Below are 20,414 nucleotides of genomic sequence, written 5' to 3' on the forward strand. Positions count from 1 at the left end.
CGTGTGTTTTAAACGCACCCGTCCGGTTTCGGCAGACCTGCTACCCGGCACGCGCCGCGGGCTGGTCCTAACGGGAATAGTTCATAAATTTCTTTCAGTTTCAATCCGGTTTCTTTGCAGATTGTCCGGACCATCGGTGCGTTCCCCTTCTCCTCGAAATTGTTGCGGATAATCTTGATGATAGCCCAATGTTTATCCGTCAACTCGTTGATTCCGTCCGCTTCGGCAAATAATTGTGCTACCTCTTCGTTCCAGATTGCAGGATCGGTGAGGAAACCGTCACCATCCACTTCAAACATCTTTCCTTTAATTTCTAGTGTTGCCATAATGTTTATTTGGTTTTAGATTGTCCTGCAATATAATAAATATTTGAAAAAACAACAATGATTTTAATATGTGTTTCAAGCAATATAGGGGGAATATGATATGAACCGGGTTGGATGGTAGGCTTGAGTGGTAATATATTTTGCTGTATACCAGATTGATATATAATATTTGGAATTACTTGAAAGAGAATATTCATGGTACGTCTTGATGATAGGATTTTATCTTTAGTATAATGTATTAATTATTTTCTGCGCTGATAGCTGCTTTGTTTTTACCTTTTTTAAGTAGCTGTATGGCGAGTTTATTTGGATGTATAAATAATTTACACGAGCGAAGAAATAACAAAATAGGCTATTCTTGGATAATTGTTGACTAAAAAACATTACCTTTACAAAATAAATATTGTGGTTGTTATAAAATATTCCTTGATGAAAATAATCCGATTATTATTGGTAATATTTTTAAGTGGATTCGTGTTTCGTGCCCAAGGAGGAGCGACGGTTGCTCCTGCGAGCGAGAGAATATTGTTTATTAGCTCGAATCAAGCAGGGCAAGCCGCGAATCAAAGGATGTCGGTATCTTTCATCCAACAATTCCGTTCAGCCCCGTTTAAGATGGAACTGGAAGAAATCTATCTGGGAGCCAAGAAAGTGTTGAACGCGGAAGAGAGGCGTCGGGTGTTGGATTCCTGCTTGAGGGATATAAAAGGAGATATGGATTTAATCGTGGCGTCGGACGAAGAGGCTGCCGCCGCTCTTTTTTCTTTAAATATTCCTTTGACCCGGGAGATTCCCGTTATCTTTTGCGGGATGACCGATTACCGGTGTGTATCCGGTCGGGATAACGTGACGGGAGTGGTTTATCCGGTTGATTACGAGAGAGTATTCTTGTCCGGACGCAAGTTGTTCCCTGAGGTGCAGCAAGTATATGTCTATTCGGACCGGACGGAGGAGGGACAGGTTCAAGCTCGTCTGGCAAGGAAACAACTGGAGAAGTACACGAAAGATTTTCCCCTTTATTTCGTGAGCGATACCACGATGGGAGTGGATGCTTTCGCGAGTGAATTGCAGAATATATTCCCGCTTTCATTTGTTATTTTGACCACTTGGCAACAGGGGGAGAACGGGGACTATCTTAATCCGGATATTTATTACGCCACGTATGCGAACGAGTCCGCGGTACCGGTTTTCACGGCTTTTGACCGCGGTCTGGGGAAAGGGGTTTTCGGTGGGTACGTTACTACATTAGGACAGCAGGGTACCCGGCTGGGGGAAATGGCGGTGGACGTGTTGAAAGGGAAATCTGTTCGCTCTATTCCTGTCGACACGTTGAAGCCGGTTCACGTGTTCGATGACAATCTGTTAAGAATGTGGCGTTTGAAACATTCCGAACTACCGTCAGACAAGGTGATTTTGAATAACCGAGGCACGTTTTGGATCACGTATAAAACTTACATCGTGGCTATATGCTTGGTCTTCTGTGTTCTGGTATTTATGTTGGTATGTCTGGTCTTGTACCAGTTGCGTTACCGGAAAATGTTACGCCGGAGCGGGTATCTCGAAAAGGCAGCCCAGCAAATGGCAACCATGTTAAAAGAAAAAACGGAAATCTTATCGAACACCTTATCTTCCATGAGCGAGGGTATTCTGGTCGTGGATAAAGAATTGCGGATTATCGAGTTGAATCGCGCCACGGTCGAGGGATTGGGACTTGCGGGGAAGATTATCGGAAAGCCGCTTCACGAGGTTTGTGAAGTCGCCAGAGATAAAGTGGGGCATGGTATCGAGGAGTTGGCGGAAGGTGTGATGCGGGAGAAAGCGCGTAAGGATCTGGCTTTGGATACCGTGTTGATTCCCGGTGGGGATGCCCCGATACAAAAGGTGGCGGGTAGCATCTCTCCTTTGTTGAACTTCGATAACGAGGTTTACGGTGCGGTGATTATGTTCCGGGATATAACGAGGGAGTGGCAGCAACAGAAATTCCTGCGTATTTCGGTGAACGCTCTACAGGCGTTCTCGTGGTATTACGATGTCGAGAATGATATATTGAATATCGGCGAGGGCTTTGCCGAAGACGAGTTCGTGAAGGAAAACCTGAATACTTTGAACAAGTTTGTGGCACATATTCACCCGGATGACAGGGATAGCGTCATCTCTGTTTTTCAGCGAGTGTTGGAGGGGAAGATGAAGGAATTTGCCATTGAATGTCGGGTCGATTTCTCGCGAACGGGGAATTATCACTGGTGGGCAAGCCGGGGTGTCATGGAAATAGTCGTGATGGCAGACGGGAAGAAGGTGCAGTATCTTTACGGGATGGGCATAAGCATCGACAAGCATAAACAGGCGGAAGAGGAGTTGGCGAGCGCCCTGCGGCGGGCGGAGGAATCGGACAGGTTGAAATCCGCTTTCGTGGCGAATATTTCACACGAGATCAGAACACCGTTGAACAGTATTGTCGGCTTCACCAATTTGATGACGGAGGAAGGGTATTCGGACGAGGAGAGAAAGTTGTTCAGGGATTCAATTTCAAATAACAGCAGGGATTTGTTGGGGTTGCTGGATGACGTGCTTGACTTGTCGCGTCTGGAAGCGGGGCAGGAAATGTGTTACCCGGGTGTGTGTGATATGCGTTTTCTCGTGCATTCGGTGTTGGATATCGGGCATTTGAACGCCGCGGAAGGAGTAGAATTTATTGAACGGGGACCACGGGAAGAGTTGCTGGTTATAACTGACGAGATTAAGTTGACAAAGGTGTTTTTGAATCTGGTAAGAAACGCGAAGAAATTCACTTCCCGCGGGCATGTTGCCGTCGGTGCGAAAGTATCGGATGACGGAAACTGGATCGAGTGTTTCGTGGAGGATACGGGTATCGGAATATCAAAAGAATCTCTCGGGCATGTTTTCGACAGGTTTTTCAAGGCGAACGAGTTCGTGCAGGGAACGGGACTCGGTCTGCCGATATGCAAGGCGATTATCGAGTTGTTGGACGGAGAAATTTATTTGACCTCGGAACCCGGTAAGGGAACGACGGTTTATTTTAGAATACCTTATAAAAGACCGGAGACAGTGTAGTTTTCGCCTTCGGCGAGTTGCAAGTTACATGTTGCATTTGCCTTCGGCAAGTTGCAGGTTATTTTATTGTTTTTTATTTATTTACAGGGGGGGGACGGTACTGTTGCGCTTCACGTAAACCTGCTTTTAACCTGCCCTTGAATTGCCGCTAACCCGACAAGGCGGTTTAACAGCACGATAACAGCACATTCACGGTACTCCCCGGAAAAACGTGACATCCTCGCGAACTCCTTGAGCGAGCGGGCGACCTGTTAGCCTCACCCCGGGCATTCAAACGGGAGAAATACCCCCTTGCCAGGCAGAAAATCAAAAAAAACATCCCGTTTTTATTTTTTTTACGTTATAAAGGGGGGGTATTTTTTACGAAAAATCTATTATATAAGAAAAGAGAGTATCATGATAAGAACAGATTTAGAATTATTACATGGGAAAAAACGGTCAGGGGAACCACCGCCACTCTCTACTGGCGGCTGGGCAATCCCGTTATCCGGAGAAGGAGAAACAGGAACGTGTCCGGCAAAAAATGGAAACGTACCCCCGGACGGGAACAAGCGATAAACAAATTCACCAACGGGAAACGACTGGTGACTGAGTTCCTGCTGGAACTGGGAGAGGTATCCTCGTGGAGGCGGGCGGCAAGGCTGTACAGCAAGAACGGGCGGGGTGTGGAGAGGTGACGGAAAAGCCGTGTTCTCCCTTGACCCGGCGCGGGGAACATGCGTGCACCTGTACCCTTTCTTCGAGCGGGAGGATAATTCGAAATTTTCGGAGAACGATTATTTCACGTGCGAGATTACCCCCTATCTTCCCCTGCGGACGCTCGTTCTACACGTCTTTCTTCGCGAGAATATCCCGACTCTTTCAAAAAGGAGGTTGGAATGAAGAATTGTATAAAAGAAAAAAACCGACATTTCTGTCGGTTCACCCTGCTTGGCTCCTCAGGTAGGACTTGAACCTACGACCTACGGATTAACAGTCCGCCGCTCTAACCAACTGAGCTACTAAGGAATTTTTTTCAAAAGCGATGCAAATATAGGGGTTTTGTACTATCGAGCAAAATTATTTGGAGAAAAAATTGTTGAATGATACAAAATATTTTTAGTGTCTTGTCAGGTGATTAAAAATCAAAGAAATAGGATTTCGTTTGAATTGGAGGTAAGTATATTTTATTTTGGTTTCTGTATAAAGTATTAGTTTTTTTATATATTTGTAAGAATTAGCGAAAGAACGTAATGGTTGATATGGAGATAAATATACTTCGGGATTTGAATCAAGGTAAGGAAAAGGCGTTAAAGGAGGTTTACCGCTTATTTTTTCATGCCTTATGTGCCTTCGGGAGTCGCTTTGTCAAAGATGATGCAGCCGTTGCCGATATCGTGCAGGAAGTATTTATAAAGGTATGGGCTCGCCGGGAGGATTTCGAGGCGATTTATTCTTTGCGTTCGTTCATGTATCTTTCGGTGCGTAATGCCTGCTTGAATTATAATCGGGATCGGGTGCGGGTGAAAAAGATTTCCTTGAATGATACGGTTCCGGAAACTTTTGTCGAGGAGGATGATTGTTTCGTGATCGAGGAAGAGTTACATCGCCGGATCCGGAACGAGGTGGAGCGTTTGCCCGAGGCAATGAAGAAAGTTTTTAACCTTACCTTGCTGGATATGTCCATATCGGAGATCGCCGAAGTGTTGGAAGTGTCGGAAAACACGGTACGCAATCAGCGTGCCCGTGCCCGGGAGATTCTCCGTGCTCGGTTGAAAGACAAGATATTCCTGTTGTTTCTTTTTTATTTTGTCGATGTAAATCATATTAATTAATTCAAGTTTTTTCCTGCTCGATGAACAGAGGAGGAGTTAAAATACCGTCTTGAAAAGCAACCTGTAACTTGCCGAAGGCAAATGCAACCTGCAACTTTTCCAACTCTCAATTGTCCTTACAATTGAGAGTTGGAAAAAAAATGTGGGTATGGATAGTATGCCGTGTACTTTTTCGTGTTATAGGGTTAAAAAGAGAATAGAATATGTCGGAAGAGAATTTGAAAATCGCGGATATTATTTATGCTTATATTGACGGTTCGATCACGGAGGGGCAACTTGGGGAATTGACCCGATGGTTGGGAGCTGCCGCAGAACACCGGGAGGTATTTGAACGGTTGATTGCGGCTGCTTCATACCGGGACAAGGAGGCCATTTACCGACGGTTCGACGAGTATTATAATTTTGATCGGTTGAGGCGTGCTATACGGCATCAGCGGCGTATCGAGTGGAGGCGTATTGCAGCCGCGGCAGCCGTGGTGATTCTGCCGTTGCTGGTGACTTTTTTCTTGTTGGAACAGCGGGTGGACTCCGTGCGGCAGGAGTACCCGGGAGAGATGACTTTATTGCCGGGCAAGTCGATGGCGACGTTGACGCTGTCAGACGGGAGTAGCAAGGCGTTGAACCGGGAGAATTTTACGGTGGTGGACGGGAGTAAGCGAATCGTGAGTAACCGGGGTGGGTTGGTTTATACCGGGAAGGACACGAGTTCTGTCGAGGAGGAAGTGTACAACACGATACGGGTTCCCCGCGGGGCGGAGTTCAACGTGACTTTGGACGACGGGACGAAGGTATGGTTGAATTCGGAAAGTTCAATCCGTTTTCCCGTTGCATTCTTGGGGGAAGAACGCAGGATATGGGTGAGCGGGGAGGTATTCGCAGAGGTGGCGGAAGATGCCGGGCGACCTTTTATCATGAACACGGGGAAGATTGATATAAAAGTGCTTGGAACGAAGTTTAACGTGCGGGCGTACAGTGACGAGGAGTGTATTATGACGACACTGGTGGAAGGTGCCGTGCAAGTGGACGATTCATCGGGAGAGGTTGCCGTGTTGAGCCCGTCGGAACAACTGGTGTATGATAAGACGAGCGGGAGGAACGATGTGCGGAAAGTGGACGTCGAGTTGTTCGTGTCTTGGAAAGACGGGGTGTATTTGTTTGAATCCCAACGTTTGGAGGATATCATGACGTTGATATCCAAGTGGTATGATGTCGAGGTATTTTACCAGAATGCGGGGGTGAAGGATATTATATTCTCCGGAAGATTGAAACGTTACGAGAATGCGGAAACGTTGCTGAACGTGTTCGAGAGTTTGGGTGGAGTGCGGTTTACCGTGCAAGGGAAGACCGTTGTTGTAGAGGCTGAGTAAAGCAAATGAGCGATAGGAAGGTGCAACTTCTAACCGCTCATGTATGACTCCCGACCGGGTGCAACCGGGCGGGCATTGTTTAATCATATAATGGTACAAATGTATGAAAAAAAATCGAGAATGTTATCTCCGTTGGTCGGGGATACGAAAAATCTTATTAACTATGCGTTTTCTAGCTCTTTTCCTTTTTTGTACGGCTATGCATTTATCTGCGGCAGTACATTCGCAACATGTGGTGTTCAGTTTTAACCTGAAGAACGCGACATTCGAGGATTTAATGAAAGAGATTCGCCAGCACAGTGATTATTATTTTATTTACAAGGACAGCGAGGTGGCGAGTGTCAACAAGTTGAACAAGCGGTTTAAGGCGGTGGAAATAGACGAGATTCTCCGCGAATGCTTGAAAGGTACGGGGTTGACTTATTTCGTGGAGGATAAATTGATTGTTATCCGGAAAACGAACGAGGTGCTTGCCTGCGACACGACCGACAAGAAAAATGTTGCCCAGTCGGTGAAAGGTACGGTGGTGGACGAAACGGGGAAGCCGTTGCCGGGGGTAACGGTGGTGATCAGGGGAACGACCGTGGGTGTCGCTACTGATATCGATGGCGGGTTCAGTATTGTTTTGCCTGTTGATACGGCAACGCTGGTTTTTACTTTTGTCGGGATGGAAATGCGATACGTGAAGATCGCTGCCCTAAAGAAAGGCGAAACTCGCAAGGCTCTCCGGGTGGTGATGAAAGAGGATAAGATCGCATTGGAAGATGTTGTGGTGACGGGATATGCGAATATCCGAAAATCGAGTTTCACGGGTAACGTGACTTCCGTGGACCGGGATCAGTTGCTAAAGGCGAATAACCAGAATATGATTTCGGCGTTACAGAATTTTGACCCTTCTTTCCGTATCCGGCCTAATTCATTGTGGGGGTCAGACCCGAACGCCTTGCCGGAGATAAATATCCGCGGCGAGTCGAGTATCGGGATGAATAAAAGTTTGGAAACGGAGTATATGAAACAGACGCAACGGACGAATCTGACGGATAATCCTAATTTGCCCGTGTTTATTCTGGATGGTTTCGAGGTGAGCGTGCAGAAGATTTACGACATGGATATGAACCGGGTGGAGAATGTCACGATATTGAAGGATGCCGCGGCGACCGCCATGTATGGTTCCCGTGCGGCCAACGGTGTGGTGGTCGTTACGACGATAGCCCCGAAACCGGGAGAAATGCGTATTTCTTATAATTTTACGGGCGGTGCCGTGTTGCCGGATTTGTCCGATTATAATATGTGTAATGCCGTCGAGAAATTGGAAGCGGAGCGGCTCGCGGGCGTGTACACGTCGGATAACACGAGTACTCAAGCCAGTTTGGATATTGATTATAACACGGTGAAGAACAAGATACTGAGAGGGGTTGACACGGATTGGTTGGCTCGACCTTTACGTAACGTGTTCAATCACAAGCACACGTTATATGTAGAAGGTGGGGTGGAGAGCATCCGTTACTCTATTGATTTTAATTATGACAGTAACGGGGGAGCGATGAAAGGCTCTTATCGTGACCGCATGGGGGCGGGGATGTCTTTGGATTACCGTTACAAGAAGTTGCAAATCCGGAATTACGTGTCCTACAATTCTACCCGTTCGGAGGATTCTCCTTATGGATTGTTCAGTACGTACGTTAATTTACTTCCCTATTACGAGATTTATGACGATTTCGGGAATTTGCTGAAGAATTTCTCGGGGTTTGCGGGGGCGATAAACCCGTTGTGGAAGGTTAAAAATTTGCGAAGTTATTCGGGACGGAGCCGTTACCACGAGTTTATGGATAATTTCAGTATTAATCTGTACATACTGGAAGGGTTACAGTTCAAGGGACAATTCAGTATAACGAAGACCGAACAGACGACGGAGAGTTTCTCTGACCCGAACGATCCGACTTATGATTATTATGACGCACAGGAAAAGGGGCGTTTGACCAAAAACCTGAGTAGCGGGTATAATTGGAACGTGAACGCCATGTTCTATTACAACAGGGCGCTGGGCAAGCATTTTATAAACGCCACGTTGGGTATCAATGCGAAACAGGATCATTCGGAAAGTCATAATATGGGTTTTAGAGGATTTCAGTTGGGTAACCTGCATAGTGCGGCATTCGCGGCTTTACAACCGGATAAGACTACCGTTGGCAAGACGGAAAGCCGTTTATTCGGTTTCTTGGCATCTGTGAACTATTCCTTTAACGATATCTATCTGTTCGACGGTTCGTTCCGGTTGGACGGTTCCTCTCAGTTCGGCTCGGACAAGCGTTTTGCCCCGTTCTGGTCATTGGGCGCGGGTATTAACGTGCATAATTACAGCTGGCTGAAAGATAACGGGATATTGAGCAAGTTGCGGGTACGTGCATCGTATGGAAGTACGGGTAAGGTGAATTTCCCCTCGTACACGGCTGTAACCACTTACGAGATTGACGCGGATGGTTGGTATTACACGGGGCCTGCCGCTTATCTGGTGTACTTGGGTAACCCGAAGTTGAAATGGGAAACGACGAAAACATTAGATGCCGGTATCGAGTTGGGATTCCTGAATGATCGTATTACTTTCTCTGCCAATTATTATAACAAGAAAACAGAGGATTTGATCGATCAGATTTCTATACGCCCTTCTTCCGGTTTTTCCGAGTATCGTTCTAATTCGGGTGCAGTGGTGAACAAAGGTTTTGAGTTGGATTTGATGGCAACCGTTTACAGGGATAAAGATTGGGTGATTACTTTGATCGGGAATCTGGGTGCGAATAAAAACGAGATTACGGAACTGGGTGCTGCTTCTGAAGCTTATAACAAGGCTATTGACGAGAATTACGAGGCCCGCTACGGGTACAGTGCGTTGAAAGCGACCCCCCTCCGGAAGTATTACAAGGGAGCCTCGACAACGGCAATTTATGCTGTTCGTTCTGCGGGAATTGATCCGGCAAACGGGAAAGAGAAGTTTATTAAAAAAGGAGGAACCAGTACTTACACGTGGTGCGCGGACGATCAGGTAGTGGTGGGAGATGAGTCTCCGGATGCTCAGGGTACTTTTGCCATTAACGTGGGGTTCAAGGGGATTTATCTGAATGCCGCTTTCCGGTACCAGTGGGGAGGACAGACGTATAACGAAACGTTGTTGAAGAAGGTAGAAGAGGTTGATATCAAAACTAGTAACGTGGACAAAAGGGTGCTTTCCGACAGGTGGAGGAAACCGGGAGACATAGCTCCGTTCTATGACTTGGGACAGCAGATATCAACCCGCCCGACGACTCGTTTCGTTCAGGATGAAAATATCGTGGAGTTTGCCAGTTTGTCCGTCGGTTATGATTTCAGGAGAGAGATGATCTCGAAATGGAGATTGACTTCATTGGGATTGCGGTTTAACGCTAATGACTTGTGCCGGTGGTCGACGGTGAAAGAGGAACGGGGTATTAATTACCCGTATGCCAAGAATTACAGTTTTACCTTGAGTATTGGTTTTTAATTAAAAGTTAGAGATATGAAAACCTGTATAAATATAATTATTATATCATCGTTATTCTTCCTCGTGTCTTGTGATTCTTGGTTGGATTTGAAGCCGGAAACGCAGGTGACGGAGGACGAGCTTTTTAATTCTGGGGACGGGTACCGTGCCTCGCTGAACGGATTGTATAAAACTATGGGAACTGCCAGTTTGTACGGGCGGGAGTTGTCGTTCGGGATGGTGGATTGTATTTCCCAACAGTACCAGATGGATTTGGGTACTACTATCACTTATGACCAGAAATACGTGGATATCGCCGGATTTAATTACATGACGACGGATGCGATCGCGCTGATAGAAAGTACATGGAGACAAGCCTTTAACGTGGTGGCGAATGCAAATAATCTGATACAGAACGTGGCGAACGAGTCGCCGGACTTGTTCGCGCAGGGGGAAATGGAGAAGAATCTGATCTTGGGAGAGGCTTATGCGTGCCGGGCTTTGATGCATTTTGATATGTTGAGGTTGTTTGCCCCGTCACCGGTGAATGATGACGGGAAAATCTATGTTCCTTACGTGGAAACTTATCCCGATATCACGGCTATCCCGATAGCGGTCAAACCGTTTCTGGACAAGGTGATCACGGATTTGGAGTATGCCAGAACGCTGGTCGCGGAATGGGATACCTGTAACGTGGGCGTAGGGACGTTGATTACCGGGAAAGTGCGTTTCTATAACACGTTTTCGTTCGGTACGGAAATCTATGACAATAGTAATTTGAGAATCGAGAATTTCTTCAAGGGGCGGGGGTATCGGTTGAATTACTACGCGATAACGGCATTGCTGGCACGGGTATGTCAATACGCCGAGTTGGAACAAAAGGCTTTCGAATACGCCCGGGAAGTGATGGCTTTCGAGGTGAAGGATTATTACGGTTGGCAGAAGGCTTTCGCCATCGATGATTATTCCGGAGTGACCAGCACGAACTGGAACTCAAAGAGTGATCTGCGGGTGGTGAGTAATTTGATTTTTGCCGTTTATAATGAAAAGGCTTATGATGAATTGAGTTTGTCGAAGTTCTTTACCCCGCAATCGAACGGGTACCCGACGTGGTTGGTCATAAACAGGACGAATCAGAAGACGTTTGAAACCCGCGAGGGTACGGATGAGTCTGTCCTTGACTATCGTTCTTTGAATATGATCTTTTACGGGAACGGTCAATATCCTCTCTCCGGAAAATGGTATTATAGCGAGAACGAGTCAGTGAGAGATAATAACGTGACGATACTTCCCGTTATCCGCGCTACCGAGATGCGTTATATTATGGCTGAATATTATGCCCGGCAAGGAAATTTTGCAGAGGCTAAAAGTATCTTGACGGAGATCAGGAGCCGGAGAGGTTGTTCCGAGGCAATTTCCATATCGAATTGGGCGGAATTCGAGGAGGAACTGATACGTGATGCCCGCCGGGAGTGGATTGCCGAGGGACAGTTGTTTTATTTATATAAACGGTTGAACGCCGCGGTGAATTTTGGTAGAAATGTTATTCGACCGCTAAACAGGTCTGAATATTTATTACCGATACCAACGAATGAATCATTGTAATAATTTTTCAATTGAGAGATATGAAAAAGTGTATATTATTTATATTACCGGCTTTGCTTTTTGCTTGTACGGAAAAGAAGATTCCGACTTTTAACGACGGGCGAGAAATCTTTTTCGAGAAATTTTATATGGACGAAGTATACCCGGGTACGGCCTCGGCTGATTCCACGGTTATTTCTTATTTCTTTTATCCGGACGGTACGCGGGATATAGAGATTCCTCTGGTCGTGTGTTTATCCGGACGACTTCTGACGTCTGATGTCACTTTCGGGTTGAAAACGGTGGCAGACGGGACGACAGCCGTTGGGGAGGAATACACGCTGGAACCAGTGTACACGTTTAAATCGACCACAGTCGGGGAGGACGCCACGGAAGTGAAAGACACGGTTTTCGTGAAAATACACCGTAGTGCCCGGATGGACGACGCTCCCGTGAGGTTGATCGTGGAATTGGTACCGAATGAGATGATAGGGTTAGGGCAGTATGAACGTTGTCGGGCAAAAATTATTGTATCGACAATAGCGATAAAACCGGATTGGTGGACAACCGAAGTGACAAATAATCTGTTGGGTACTTATTCCGAGAAGAAATACAAGTTGTTCCTGAACGAGATTGACACGAATGCGGAGATGAGTGCCCGTTTGATACAGGAGCGTCCGGATCAGGCGATCAAGCTGGTGATGAAATTCAAGGCTTGGTTGAGTGAGCAAAATCCGCCGGTTACCGAAGAGGACGGAAGTATAATGAAGGTCGCAATTTAATTATCAAAAACGAGAGAGTATGAAGAATCTGATAACAATAGGATATTTCCTTTTTATCTTCTTCCTGACGGGATGTTTTGAAGACGAGGGAAATTATGATCTGAAAGAGACAAACGAGCCGACATGGTTGTGGAACTACACGCAAAGTCCTTTATACATTACCACGTACGCGGGGGATACGATTAACGTGAATGTGCCGTTCCGTTTTGATAAAGATTCGGCGACGGCATTGGCAAACGCCCGCTACGAGTGGAGGTTTAACGGGACTCTTTTCTCCGAAGACCGGAATCTGAGAATGCCGGCGGATACTATCGTGAAGAAGTTGAATCTGCCTTTTTCCGAAACATCGGGCGGAAGCGGTACTTACGCGATTATAGACAAAACAACCGATATAAAGTATATGGTTCGCACGTGGTTGACTATCCGCCCCATGTATTACAAGGGAGATTGGCTGATTCTTTCGGAAAACGGGGCGGACTCGAAACTTTCTTTTTATAAAATAAAGAGAAGGACTGTCGGGGGAATGTCGACGACGACTTACACGTTGTATGATAACGTTTATGAAGAGTTGAACCCCGGGATGAAATTGCCGGGCACTCCTCGCAGATTGCGTTACCACGTGGCAAAGCATATATCTGCACCCATGGGGGCGACCACGATTGTCACGAGTCAGTCCGGTTACACGTTGAATAATGAGAATTTATTGGCGGTGGGGGACGTGAAAGAGGAATTTGAAGACGGGATTCCGGCGAACTTTAATATTTCCAACGTGTTCCACGGGGGACAGGTGTCATGGATAGCGACGGAGGACGGACGTTTGTTCCGACGGATTATGAGTGATAACTGGTTGGGCGGTAAGTATCTGGCAGACCCGTACGTGGTAGACGAGAAGGGATACAAGGTGACGGATTTCGGTCAGGGAAGAACCCCTTCAAATATTACTTCCCCGTGTTACGACGAGTTGAATAGGAGGGTGTTGATGATTCGGATGAGAGCTCCTTTCAGTATATTACCGGTAACGTATATTGCGGGAACAAATCATCCGCTTCCCGTGTGGGATATGCCCGCTGGAACGGAAGTGTTGCATTTGTACGCCTCTTCTCATAAAAATCTACCATACGGTGATAATCAGATGTATTCTATGATATTTAATGATGCGAATGGCGATACATGGATGGCTGATTTCGTGTTGAATAAGAATAACGGACTTTGCGTGGAGCATGAACACGCCAGTTTGATACGTTTCCCGGGTGGGAATTTGCCTAAGGGAACGAAATTCCTGACGGCAGCTGCCGATTATAAACCTTATTCGAATATTTACACGTTTTATACCAAGGGAAACGAGTTGCGTTACGTGAATCGGGTGAACGACGTGGATTACCCGTTTATGACTTTCGACCACGAGATTACGGTGGTCCGTTATAATGCGTATAATATTAATTATAACAGGTTGGGAATCGGGTTGGAGAACGGAGATTTCTTTTTGGTTGATCTGACGGATATCGCGAATCCCGTGATTATGGAGGAAACAAGGGTAAACGTGGGTGGTAAGGTCGTGGATTTGATGGAGTTTGCCACGGATACGTATGTGGATTTGTATTAGTGTGTTTTATAAGTAATAGATGAACGGAAGGGTGTGTCACGGGACTCCTGTTCTTGATGGATACATCGGCACATCCTTCTTTTTTAGATTGCCTTCGCGTAAGAGTGTAAAGTACGTGTTGGTGTAATATCACGTGTGAAATTTAAATGAAGAAGTTATGAACAAATCAATTCGGATTTCTTTCTTGCTGGTGGCGGCTTTGGCTCTAGGGAGCGGGGATGCCGTGTTTGCGAGGAAAAAGAAAGCGGCTGCTAAAGACAAGGAAACTAAAAAGGAAACTCCTTACGAGAAATTATTTAAGGGAAAAGCCTGTGAAACGGTAAAAGGGTTATTGACAATCCACAAGACGGATAATAAGGTGTATTTCGAGATTCCGTTTAACTTGTTGAACAAGGATATGTTGCTGGGTTCCACGATTTCGGAAACCACGAGTAACTGGTTCGGGAGCGTGGGGGAAAAGCCGACAGACCCGTTGCACGTGGTGTTTACCCGGACGGACTCCATTATCAGTTTACGTCAGGTGAACACGTCTTACGAAACTGACGTGGAAAGTTTGAGGCAGCGTATTGCCGAGAGTACTCGTCCCGCCGTGATGCATAATTTTGGTATTCAGGCTTACAATCCGGACAGTACGGCGGTCGTGGTTGACGTGAGCGAGTTCTTTCTGGCGGATAACGAACAGATGCCCCCGTTTTCGCCCTACGCGCCGATATTGGGGGGCGGGTGTTGGATTGTGAAAGAGTTCAAGAAAGATAAATCCCAGTTGGGCAAGGTAAAGGCTTTTGATGATAACGTGAGTGTACAGTCTTCCCTGAGTTACGAGGTGAACGTGCGGGACGGAAGATATTATTATATATATAAATTACCGTTCACGGCGGTATTGACCCGTAGTTTCGTGCTGTTGCCGGAGGAGCCGATGCGTCCCCGTTTTGCCGACCCGCGGATCGGGATATTTTACAGTAATAAATCCGCTTTCAGTCACGAGAACAAGGGCATAGAGCCAAGGTATTACGCGAATCGCTGGCGGTTGGAACCTGCTGACGAGATTGCTTTCAGGCAGGGGAGATTGGTGGAACCGAAGCAACCGATCGTGTTCTACGTGGATAACGCTTTCCCGGAAAGCTGGAAAAAGTATATCCGTGCCGGGGTGGAGGAATGGCAAAAGGCGTTTGAAGAAATAGGATTCAGAAACGCGATTGTCGCGAAGGAGTTTCCAATGGATGATCCCGCGTTTGATCCCGATAACTTGAAGTATTCCTGTGTACGATATTCCCCGTCGCCGGTGGCGAACGCCATGGGACCCTCGTGGACGGATCCCCGGACGGGCGAGATATTGAATGCCTCGGTGTACTTGTACCACAATCTGGTGAAACTGGTGCAGGACTGGCGTTTCTTGCAGACTTCTCCCGCTGACGCTGACGTGCGCAAGGTGATGTTCGACGAGGAAACCTTGGGGGAATGTATCTGTTACGTGGTGGCGCATGAAGTAGGACACTGTCTGGCGTTGATGCACAATATGTCCGGTTCGGCAGCCATACCGACGGATTCGTTGCGCTCCCCGTCGTTCACGGGTAAATACGGGACGACGTACTCGATCATGGATTACGCCCGTAACAATTACGTGGCGCAACCCGGTGATAAAGAACGGGGGGTGAAATTGACCCCGCCGCGCTTGGGCGTGTATGATTTGTATGCTATCAAATGGTTGTACACCCCGTTATTGGATGCCAAGAGTGCTAAAGAAGAGGTGCCGACGCTGAATCAATGGATTACCGAGAAGTCGGGGGACCCGGTGTATCGTTACGGGAAGCAACAGATTTTTGCCCGTTTTGACCCGAGTTCCGTGGAGGAAGACTTGGGGGATGACGCTATGAAATCGTCTGCTTATGGAGTGAAGAACCTGAAATATGTATTGGATAACATGAGCGATTGGGTGGGGAAAGATGACCCGGACTATACTTTCCGTCAGGGAATGTATAACGAGATCGTTTACCAGTACGTGCGTTACGTGAATCACGTGTTATTGAATATCGGGGGATTATACCTGAACGAGCGTTATGACGGGGACGAGTTGCCGAGTTTCGCGGTCGTGCCGAAAGAGAAACAGCAACGGGCTCTTCGTTTCCTGTTGGAACAGATCGGGAACATGGATTGGTTGAATGCTGCCAAGATGCAGGCGCAATGGCCGTTGATGAGTAATATTTCTTCCGAGTTGGAAGACAAAATATTCGGGGCGGTGATGTCCCGTCTGGCTTCCGTGGCGTTGAGTGCCGTGAAGGACGAGAACCCGGAAACATACACTCCGCGGGAGTTCTTGGCGGACGTGCAGGATTTCGTGTTTGCCCCGACCAAAAAAGGAAAAACACTCACCGTGCCGGAAAAGAATCTGCAAATGAAACTGTTGTCTAACGTGATGCTGTTCTCTGGGGTGGCGAAGAAAGGAATATCCGGCGATCCCCTGTCCGTGGCGTCCGTGAGCCGGATGATAGAGGTCCCGGAGTGCGTGAAGGCTTTAAGCAGAGAGAGATACGGTGTTCTTCCCGCTGAATGGTTAGGTATGTTTACCAATCAGGAAACGGTAGAGGCTTGCGGGGAAGCGGTTCCGGTTCCGGAGAGTTTACCGAAGTATCTCGAGCGGCAGGGTTTCGGTTACTGGGTGAACGTCAATTCCAATATGGTCGTTGAGCCGTTGGATCACCTGTATTTCGATATGTTGAAGAGAATACAAGTTCTGGTAAAAAGTAAGGCGAACACGGGTTCTGAGGATACCCGCCAGCATTACCGGTTACTACTCTACAAGTTGGAACAAGCATTTAAATAACTCATCCTATGAAAAGAATAATATGCATCATATGGGTATCTTTTTTCTTGTTCGGACTTTGTAATGAAGGGATGGCAAGGAAGAAAAAACAAGATGCCAAAAAAGAACAGCGAGAGAAACAATCTCCTTACGACGAGCTCTTCAAGGGAAAGACGATGAAGACCGCCAAGGGGTTGATGACCGTACATAAATGGAAGGATAAAGTATATGTAGAATTTCCCGTCGAGTTGTTGGGAAAGGATATGATGCTTGTTTCTTCTATCGAAGATATCAGCGATAACGGAGAAGGGGTAGTCGGGCAGTTTGCCGGTTATTCTTTGCCGCTTTGTTTTACCCGTTTGGATTCGTTTTTGCATGCTCGAATCTCGTTAATTGACAAACCTCTGAACAACAGTAACCAGCGGAATATAGACGAGGCGATAGACCAAGCAAACGCGGGCGGGATTTACGCCATGTTCAAAGTTTTAGCTTTTACACCGGATAGTAGTGCTATCGTGGTAGACATGACCTCTCTATTTATGGAGTATTCCCCGTACACGACTCCCTTTGCTCCGTACGCTGCCAATTCATTTTACGGGTGGATAGCCCGGGAGCATGACTATAAAAAGGAATGCTCTTTCCTGAAAGACGTGAAAGCTTTTGACAATAACATTGCCGTGCAGTGTGAACTCGGGTTCGTGGAGAATCAATATTTGTTCGGGGCTTTCAAGATAGTTCCCGGTGACGTGAAAGTATCGGTAACCGTGAATAAGATTCTGTTGCAGTTGCCCGAGGAACAAATGAAACCCCGTCTGGCAGATCCCCGTCTGGGGGTTGCCTATACACGGGTTTCTCATTTCCCGGACGAGAGGAAACCGCTGGAACAAACGCATTACACGAAGCGTTGGCGTCTGGAGCCGGCGGATGAGGCTGCTTATAACCGGGGAGAATTGGTCGAGCCTGAAAAGCCGATCGTGTTTTATATGGATTCATTGATGCCGCGGACATGGAAAAAGTACGTGAAAGAAGGCGTGGAAGCGTGGAATCGGGCGTTTGAGGCAATCGGGTTTAAAGATGCGGTACGGGTGGTGGATTTCCCGCGGAATGACCCGGAGTTTGACGCTAATAATATAAAATATTCGACGATTCGTTACGCTCCCCTGTGGTTGGATATGCAGAGTTCAATGCATATAGACCCGAGAACGGGCGAGATATTGAATGCTTCCCTGTATTTGTATGACGGCATGGTGTCCGGCTTGCAGGACGAACGGAAATTAACCACGATGGCTGCTGACCCGGGGGTGAGAAAGACTTTCCTGTCGGAAGAAATGGTAGGTGATCTGATTCGCTCAACCGTGACGCGGGAAACGGGAATCAACTTGGGACTCCTTTACAACGCGGGAGCTTCGAGTGTCTACCCGGTTGATTCGTTGCGTTCTCCCGCGTTCACGCGAGAGTACGGGCTAAGTCCATCGATTATGGATGATGTACCCTGTAACTATATTGCCCAGCCGGGAGATTTGGAACGGGGGGTGCGAATGACTCCCAAAGGATTGGGCGAGTATGATTATTATGTCATTCATTGGCTGTACAAACCGATTTCCCCGGCGGCGACACCTTGGGATGAGTTTGCCGTTTTGGACGGGTGGATCAAGGAGGGACGGGGTAACCCGAATCTTCGTTACGGTAAAATGCCTTACTATTATTATGATCCTACCTCTTTCTCCGGGGATTTGGGCGATGACCACCTGAAGGCTTTACGCTACGCGATCAATAACTTGAAACTCTCTTTGCGGCATTTCTACCGGTGGTATGCGGATGAGGATATCGATCAACGGAAACGTGCGGCCATGTATAACGCTTTGGGGTATCAATTGCGCAAGCGGATTAATGACCTTTCCGTGAATTTGGGCGGATTTTACCAGCATGAGGCATTCTCGGATGAAAACACGCCTTCTTATGTCGTGGTGCCCCGGGAAACACAAAGGGCGGCTTTGAAATATATGGTCGAACTGGCGAAAGACCTCTCGTGGCTGGATAACAAAGAGGTGGAGCGTAAACTGGAAATCAGAAATTCGATGGAAGACCAGATTCGCGGTTTCATACTGGGAACATTGACATTCAGGATAAAATACGTGGCTCTCGGTGCGGAGAAAGGCGGGGATTATTCCGTGAAAGAATATGTGAATGATATCTACAATACCGTGTGGGAAGGTACGATCAAGAACCGCCCGTTGAAGAAGTACGAGATGGATTTGCAAAAAGACTTTCTGGGAAGTGTGGTTGCCTCGTCGACTGCGGCCACGACGGCGGGGAATTTTACGCCTCGCAAGGGATTGGTGGAAAGTGAACTCGCGGAGTTACCGGGTATCGATCGGCGGCAGGTGGAAAGCATGATGATGACAGCGAGAGAACGTGGCGGATTCTCGCCGAATATGCGTGTCGTGATGCCGGGTGATTACGTGCTGGTAGACCATTACTTCAATATGTTGTTCCGGATTCAGGATTTGTTGAAAGGGGCAGTGACGAAAAGTACGGGGGATACACGTTTGCATTACGAGTATTTGTTGTACAAGATCAGGAAGATGCTAGATAATAAATAATGTTTGTATAAATAATTAAATCACGTATGGAAGAACCAATTATTAGAGTGGAAAATTTATCCCATCGTTACAGTATTCAATGGGCGATTCGGGATATAAGTTTCGAAATCACCGGAAATGGTATTTACGGGTTGCTGGGATCGAACGGTGCCGGGAAATCAACCACGATGAATATCATTTGCGGGGTGTTGAAACAGACGCAGGGAGATGTCTGGATCAAGGGAATCAATTTGCGGGAAAACCCGGTAGAGGCAAAGAAGCATCTGGGTTTTCTCCCCCAAAAACCACCTTTACATTCGGATCTTACCGTGGAGGAGTACTTGATTCATTGCGCGAATATGCGGTTGATGCCGGGAAAAGAGATTCCCGGGGCGGTGAGGGATGTTATGGTACGTTGCGGCATATCACATTTCGCCAAACGTCTGATTCGTAATTTATCGGGAGGATACCAGCAACGGTTGGGAATAGCGCAGGCTATTATTCATAACCCCGATTTCGTGGTGCTGGATGAACCGACCAACGGGCTCGATCCGAACCAAATCGTGGAAATACGCCACTTGATCAAGGAGATTGCCGAGGAACGGACGATTATTCTGTCGACTCATATCTTGTCTGAAGTGCAGGCTACATGTGATTATATCCGGATGATCGAGGAAGGGCAGCTCGTGTTCGCCGGGACGGTGGATGATTTCGACAATTATATCGTGCCGGACACGTTGGTCGTTTCTTTGATAAACACGCCGGCAGCGGAAGAGTTGAAAGCCATCGAGGGTGTGCTCGGCGTGGAGGAATTGGGCGGTAAAAATTACCGGGTACGCTTTGACGACGCTACCGGGGTAACGGAACGTATCGTGGAAACCAGCGTGGCGAAGGGATGGAGATTGTCGGGTATTCAGGTGGAAAAAAATTCCATGGATTCCATTTTTGCCGTGTTATCAAAGAAGTAAATCACTCTATAAACTGATAAAAA

Annotated in this window: 13 protein-coding genes and 1 tRNA gene; 12 read left to right on the forward strand and 2 right to left on the reverse strand. The window is 47.1% G+C overall.

The window, feature by feature from the left end:
* Positions 1–8 precede the first annotated feature (8 nt).
* On the reverse strand, positions 9–326 hold the full coding sequence (locus ACK8P8_RS11355; protein WP_369860472.1) for a TusE/DsrC/DsvC family sulfur relay protein: 318 nt from the start codon (positions 324–326) through the stop codon (positions 9–11).
* A 429-nt stretch (positions 327–755) separates the two neighbouring features.
* On the opposite strand from ACK8P8_RS11355, the gene ACK8P8_RS11360 reads away from it, so the two are divergent.
* From ACK8P8_RS11360 to ACK8P8_RS11370, 3 genes are all read left to right on the forward strand, one after another.
* A complete protein-coding gene (locus ACK8P8_RS11360) occupies positions 756–3,398 on the forward strand; it encodes a sensor histidine kinase (RefSeq protein ID WP_369860473.1) in 2,643 nt (880 codons plus the stop codon).
* A gap of 509 nt (positions 3,399–3,907) precedes the next feature.
* Positions 3,908–4,075, forward strand: a complete 168-nt coding sequence (locus ACK8P8_RS11365; RefSeq protein WP_227217264.1) for a hypothetical protein — start codon at positions 3,908–3,910, stop codon at positions 4,073–4,075.
* Positions 4,062–4,280, forward strand: a complete 219-nt coding sequence (locus ACK8P8_RS11370) for a hypothetical protein (protein ID WP_369860474.1) — start codon at positions 4,062–4,064, stop codon at positions 4,278–4,280. The genes ACK8P8_RS11365 and ACK8P8_RS11370 overlap by 14 nt, the downstream gene beginning before the upstream one ends.
* Positions 4,281–4,329: 49 nt before the next feature.
* On the opposite strand, the gene ACK8P8_RS11375 is transcribed toward ACK8P8_RS11370, so the two are convergent.
* Positions 4,330–4,406, reverse strand: a tRNA-Asn gene (locus ACK8P8_RS11375).
* Between the two features lie 233 nt (positions 4,407–4,639).
* Between ACK8P8_RS11375 and ACK8P8_RS11380 the strand changes: the two genes are divergently transcribed.
* The 9 genes from ACK8P8_RS11380 to ACK8P8_RS11420 all read left to right on the forward strand — a co-directional run bounded on the left by ACK8P8_RS11380 (position 4,640) and on the right by ACK8P8_RS11420 (position 20,391).
* Complete coding sequence (locus tag ACK8P8_RS11380; RefSeq protein WP_369860475.1) at positions 4,640–5,212, forward strand: RNA polymerase sigma factor; 573 nt, start codon at positions 4,640–4,642, stop codon at positions 5,210–5,212.
* A gap of 203 nt (positions 5,213–5,415) precedes the next feature.
* Positions 5,416–6,579: a FecR family protein gene (locus ACK8P8_RS11385; RefSeq protein WP_369860477.1), complete on the forward strand. Its 1,164-nt coding sequence runs from the start codon at positions 5,416–5,418 to the stop codon at positions 6,577–6,579.
* A gap of 103 nt (positions 6,580–6,682) precedes the next feature.
* Positions 6,683–10,093: a SusC/RagA family TonB-linked outer membrane protein gene (locus ACK8P8_RS11390; protein WP_369860478.1), complete on the forward strand. Its 3,411-nt coding sequence runs from the start codon at positions 6,683–6,685 to the stop codon at positions 10,091–10,093.
* Positions 10,094–10,108: 15 nt separating this feature from the next.
* Positions 10,109–11,677 carry a RagB/SusD family nutrient uptake outer membrane protein gene (locus ACK8P8_RS11395; RefSeq protein ID WP_369860479.1) on the forward strand — a complete coding sequence of 523 codons (1,569 nt, stop codon included), beginning with the start codon at positions 10,109–10,111 and terminating at the stop codon, positions 11,675–11,677.
* A 20-nt stretch (positions 11,678–11,697) separates the two neighbouring features.
* Positions 11,698–12,438 (forward strand): DUF4843 domain-containing protein, encoded by a 741-nt coding sequence (locus ACK8P8_RS11400; RefSeq protein ID WP_227217260.1) that lies wholly within the window; start codon positions 11,698–11,700, stop codon positions 12,436–12,438.
* A 19-nt stretch (positions 12,439–12,457) separates the two neighbouring features.
* Positions 12,458–14,041: a PKD-like family lipoprotein gene (locus ACK8P8_RS11405; protein ID WP_369860480.1), complete on the forward strand. Its 1,584-nt coding sequence runs from the start codon at positions 12,458–12,460 to the stop codon at positions 14,039–14,041.
* A gap of 157 nt (positions 14,042–14,198) precedes the next feature.
* Entirely contained in the window at positions 14,199–16,862 is a 2,664-nt protein-coding gene (locus ACK8P8_RS11410; protein ID WP_227217258.1) for a zinc-dependent metalloprotease, read from the forward strand.
* A gap of 8 nt (positions 16,863–16,870) precedes the next feature.
* Entirely contained in the window at positions 16,871–19,444 is a 2,574-nt protein-coding gene (locus tag ACK8P8_RS11415) for a zinc-dependent metalloprotease (RefSeq protein WP_369860481.1), read from the forward strand.
* A gap of 26 nt (positions 19,445–19,470) precedes the next feature.
* On the forward strand, positions 19,471–20,391 hold the full coding sequence (locus ACK8P8_RS11420) for an ABC transporter ATP-binding protein (protein ID WP_099289862.1): 921 nt from the start codon (positions 19,471–19,473) through the stop codon (positions 20,389–20,391).
* The last annotated feature ends 23 nt before the right edge of the window (positions 20,392–20,414 follow it).

The organism is Butyricimonas muris (assembly GCF_046365375.1).
Taxonomy (GTDB): Bacteria; Bacteroidota; Bacteroidia; order Bacteroidales; family Marinifilaceae; genus Butyricimonas; species Butyricimonas muris.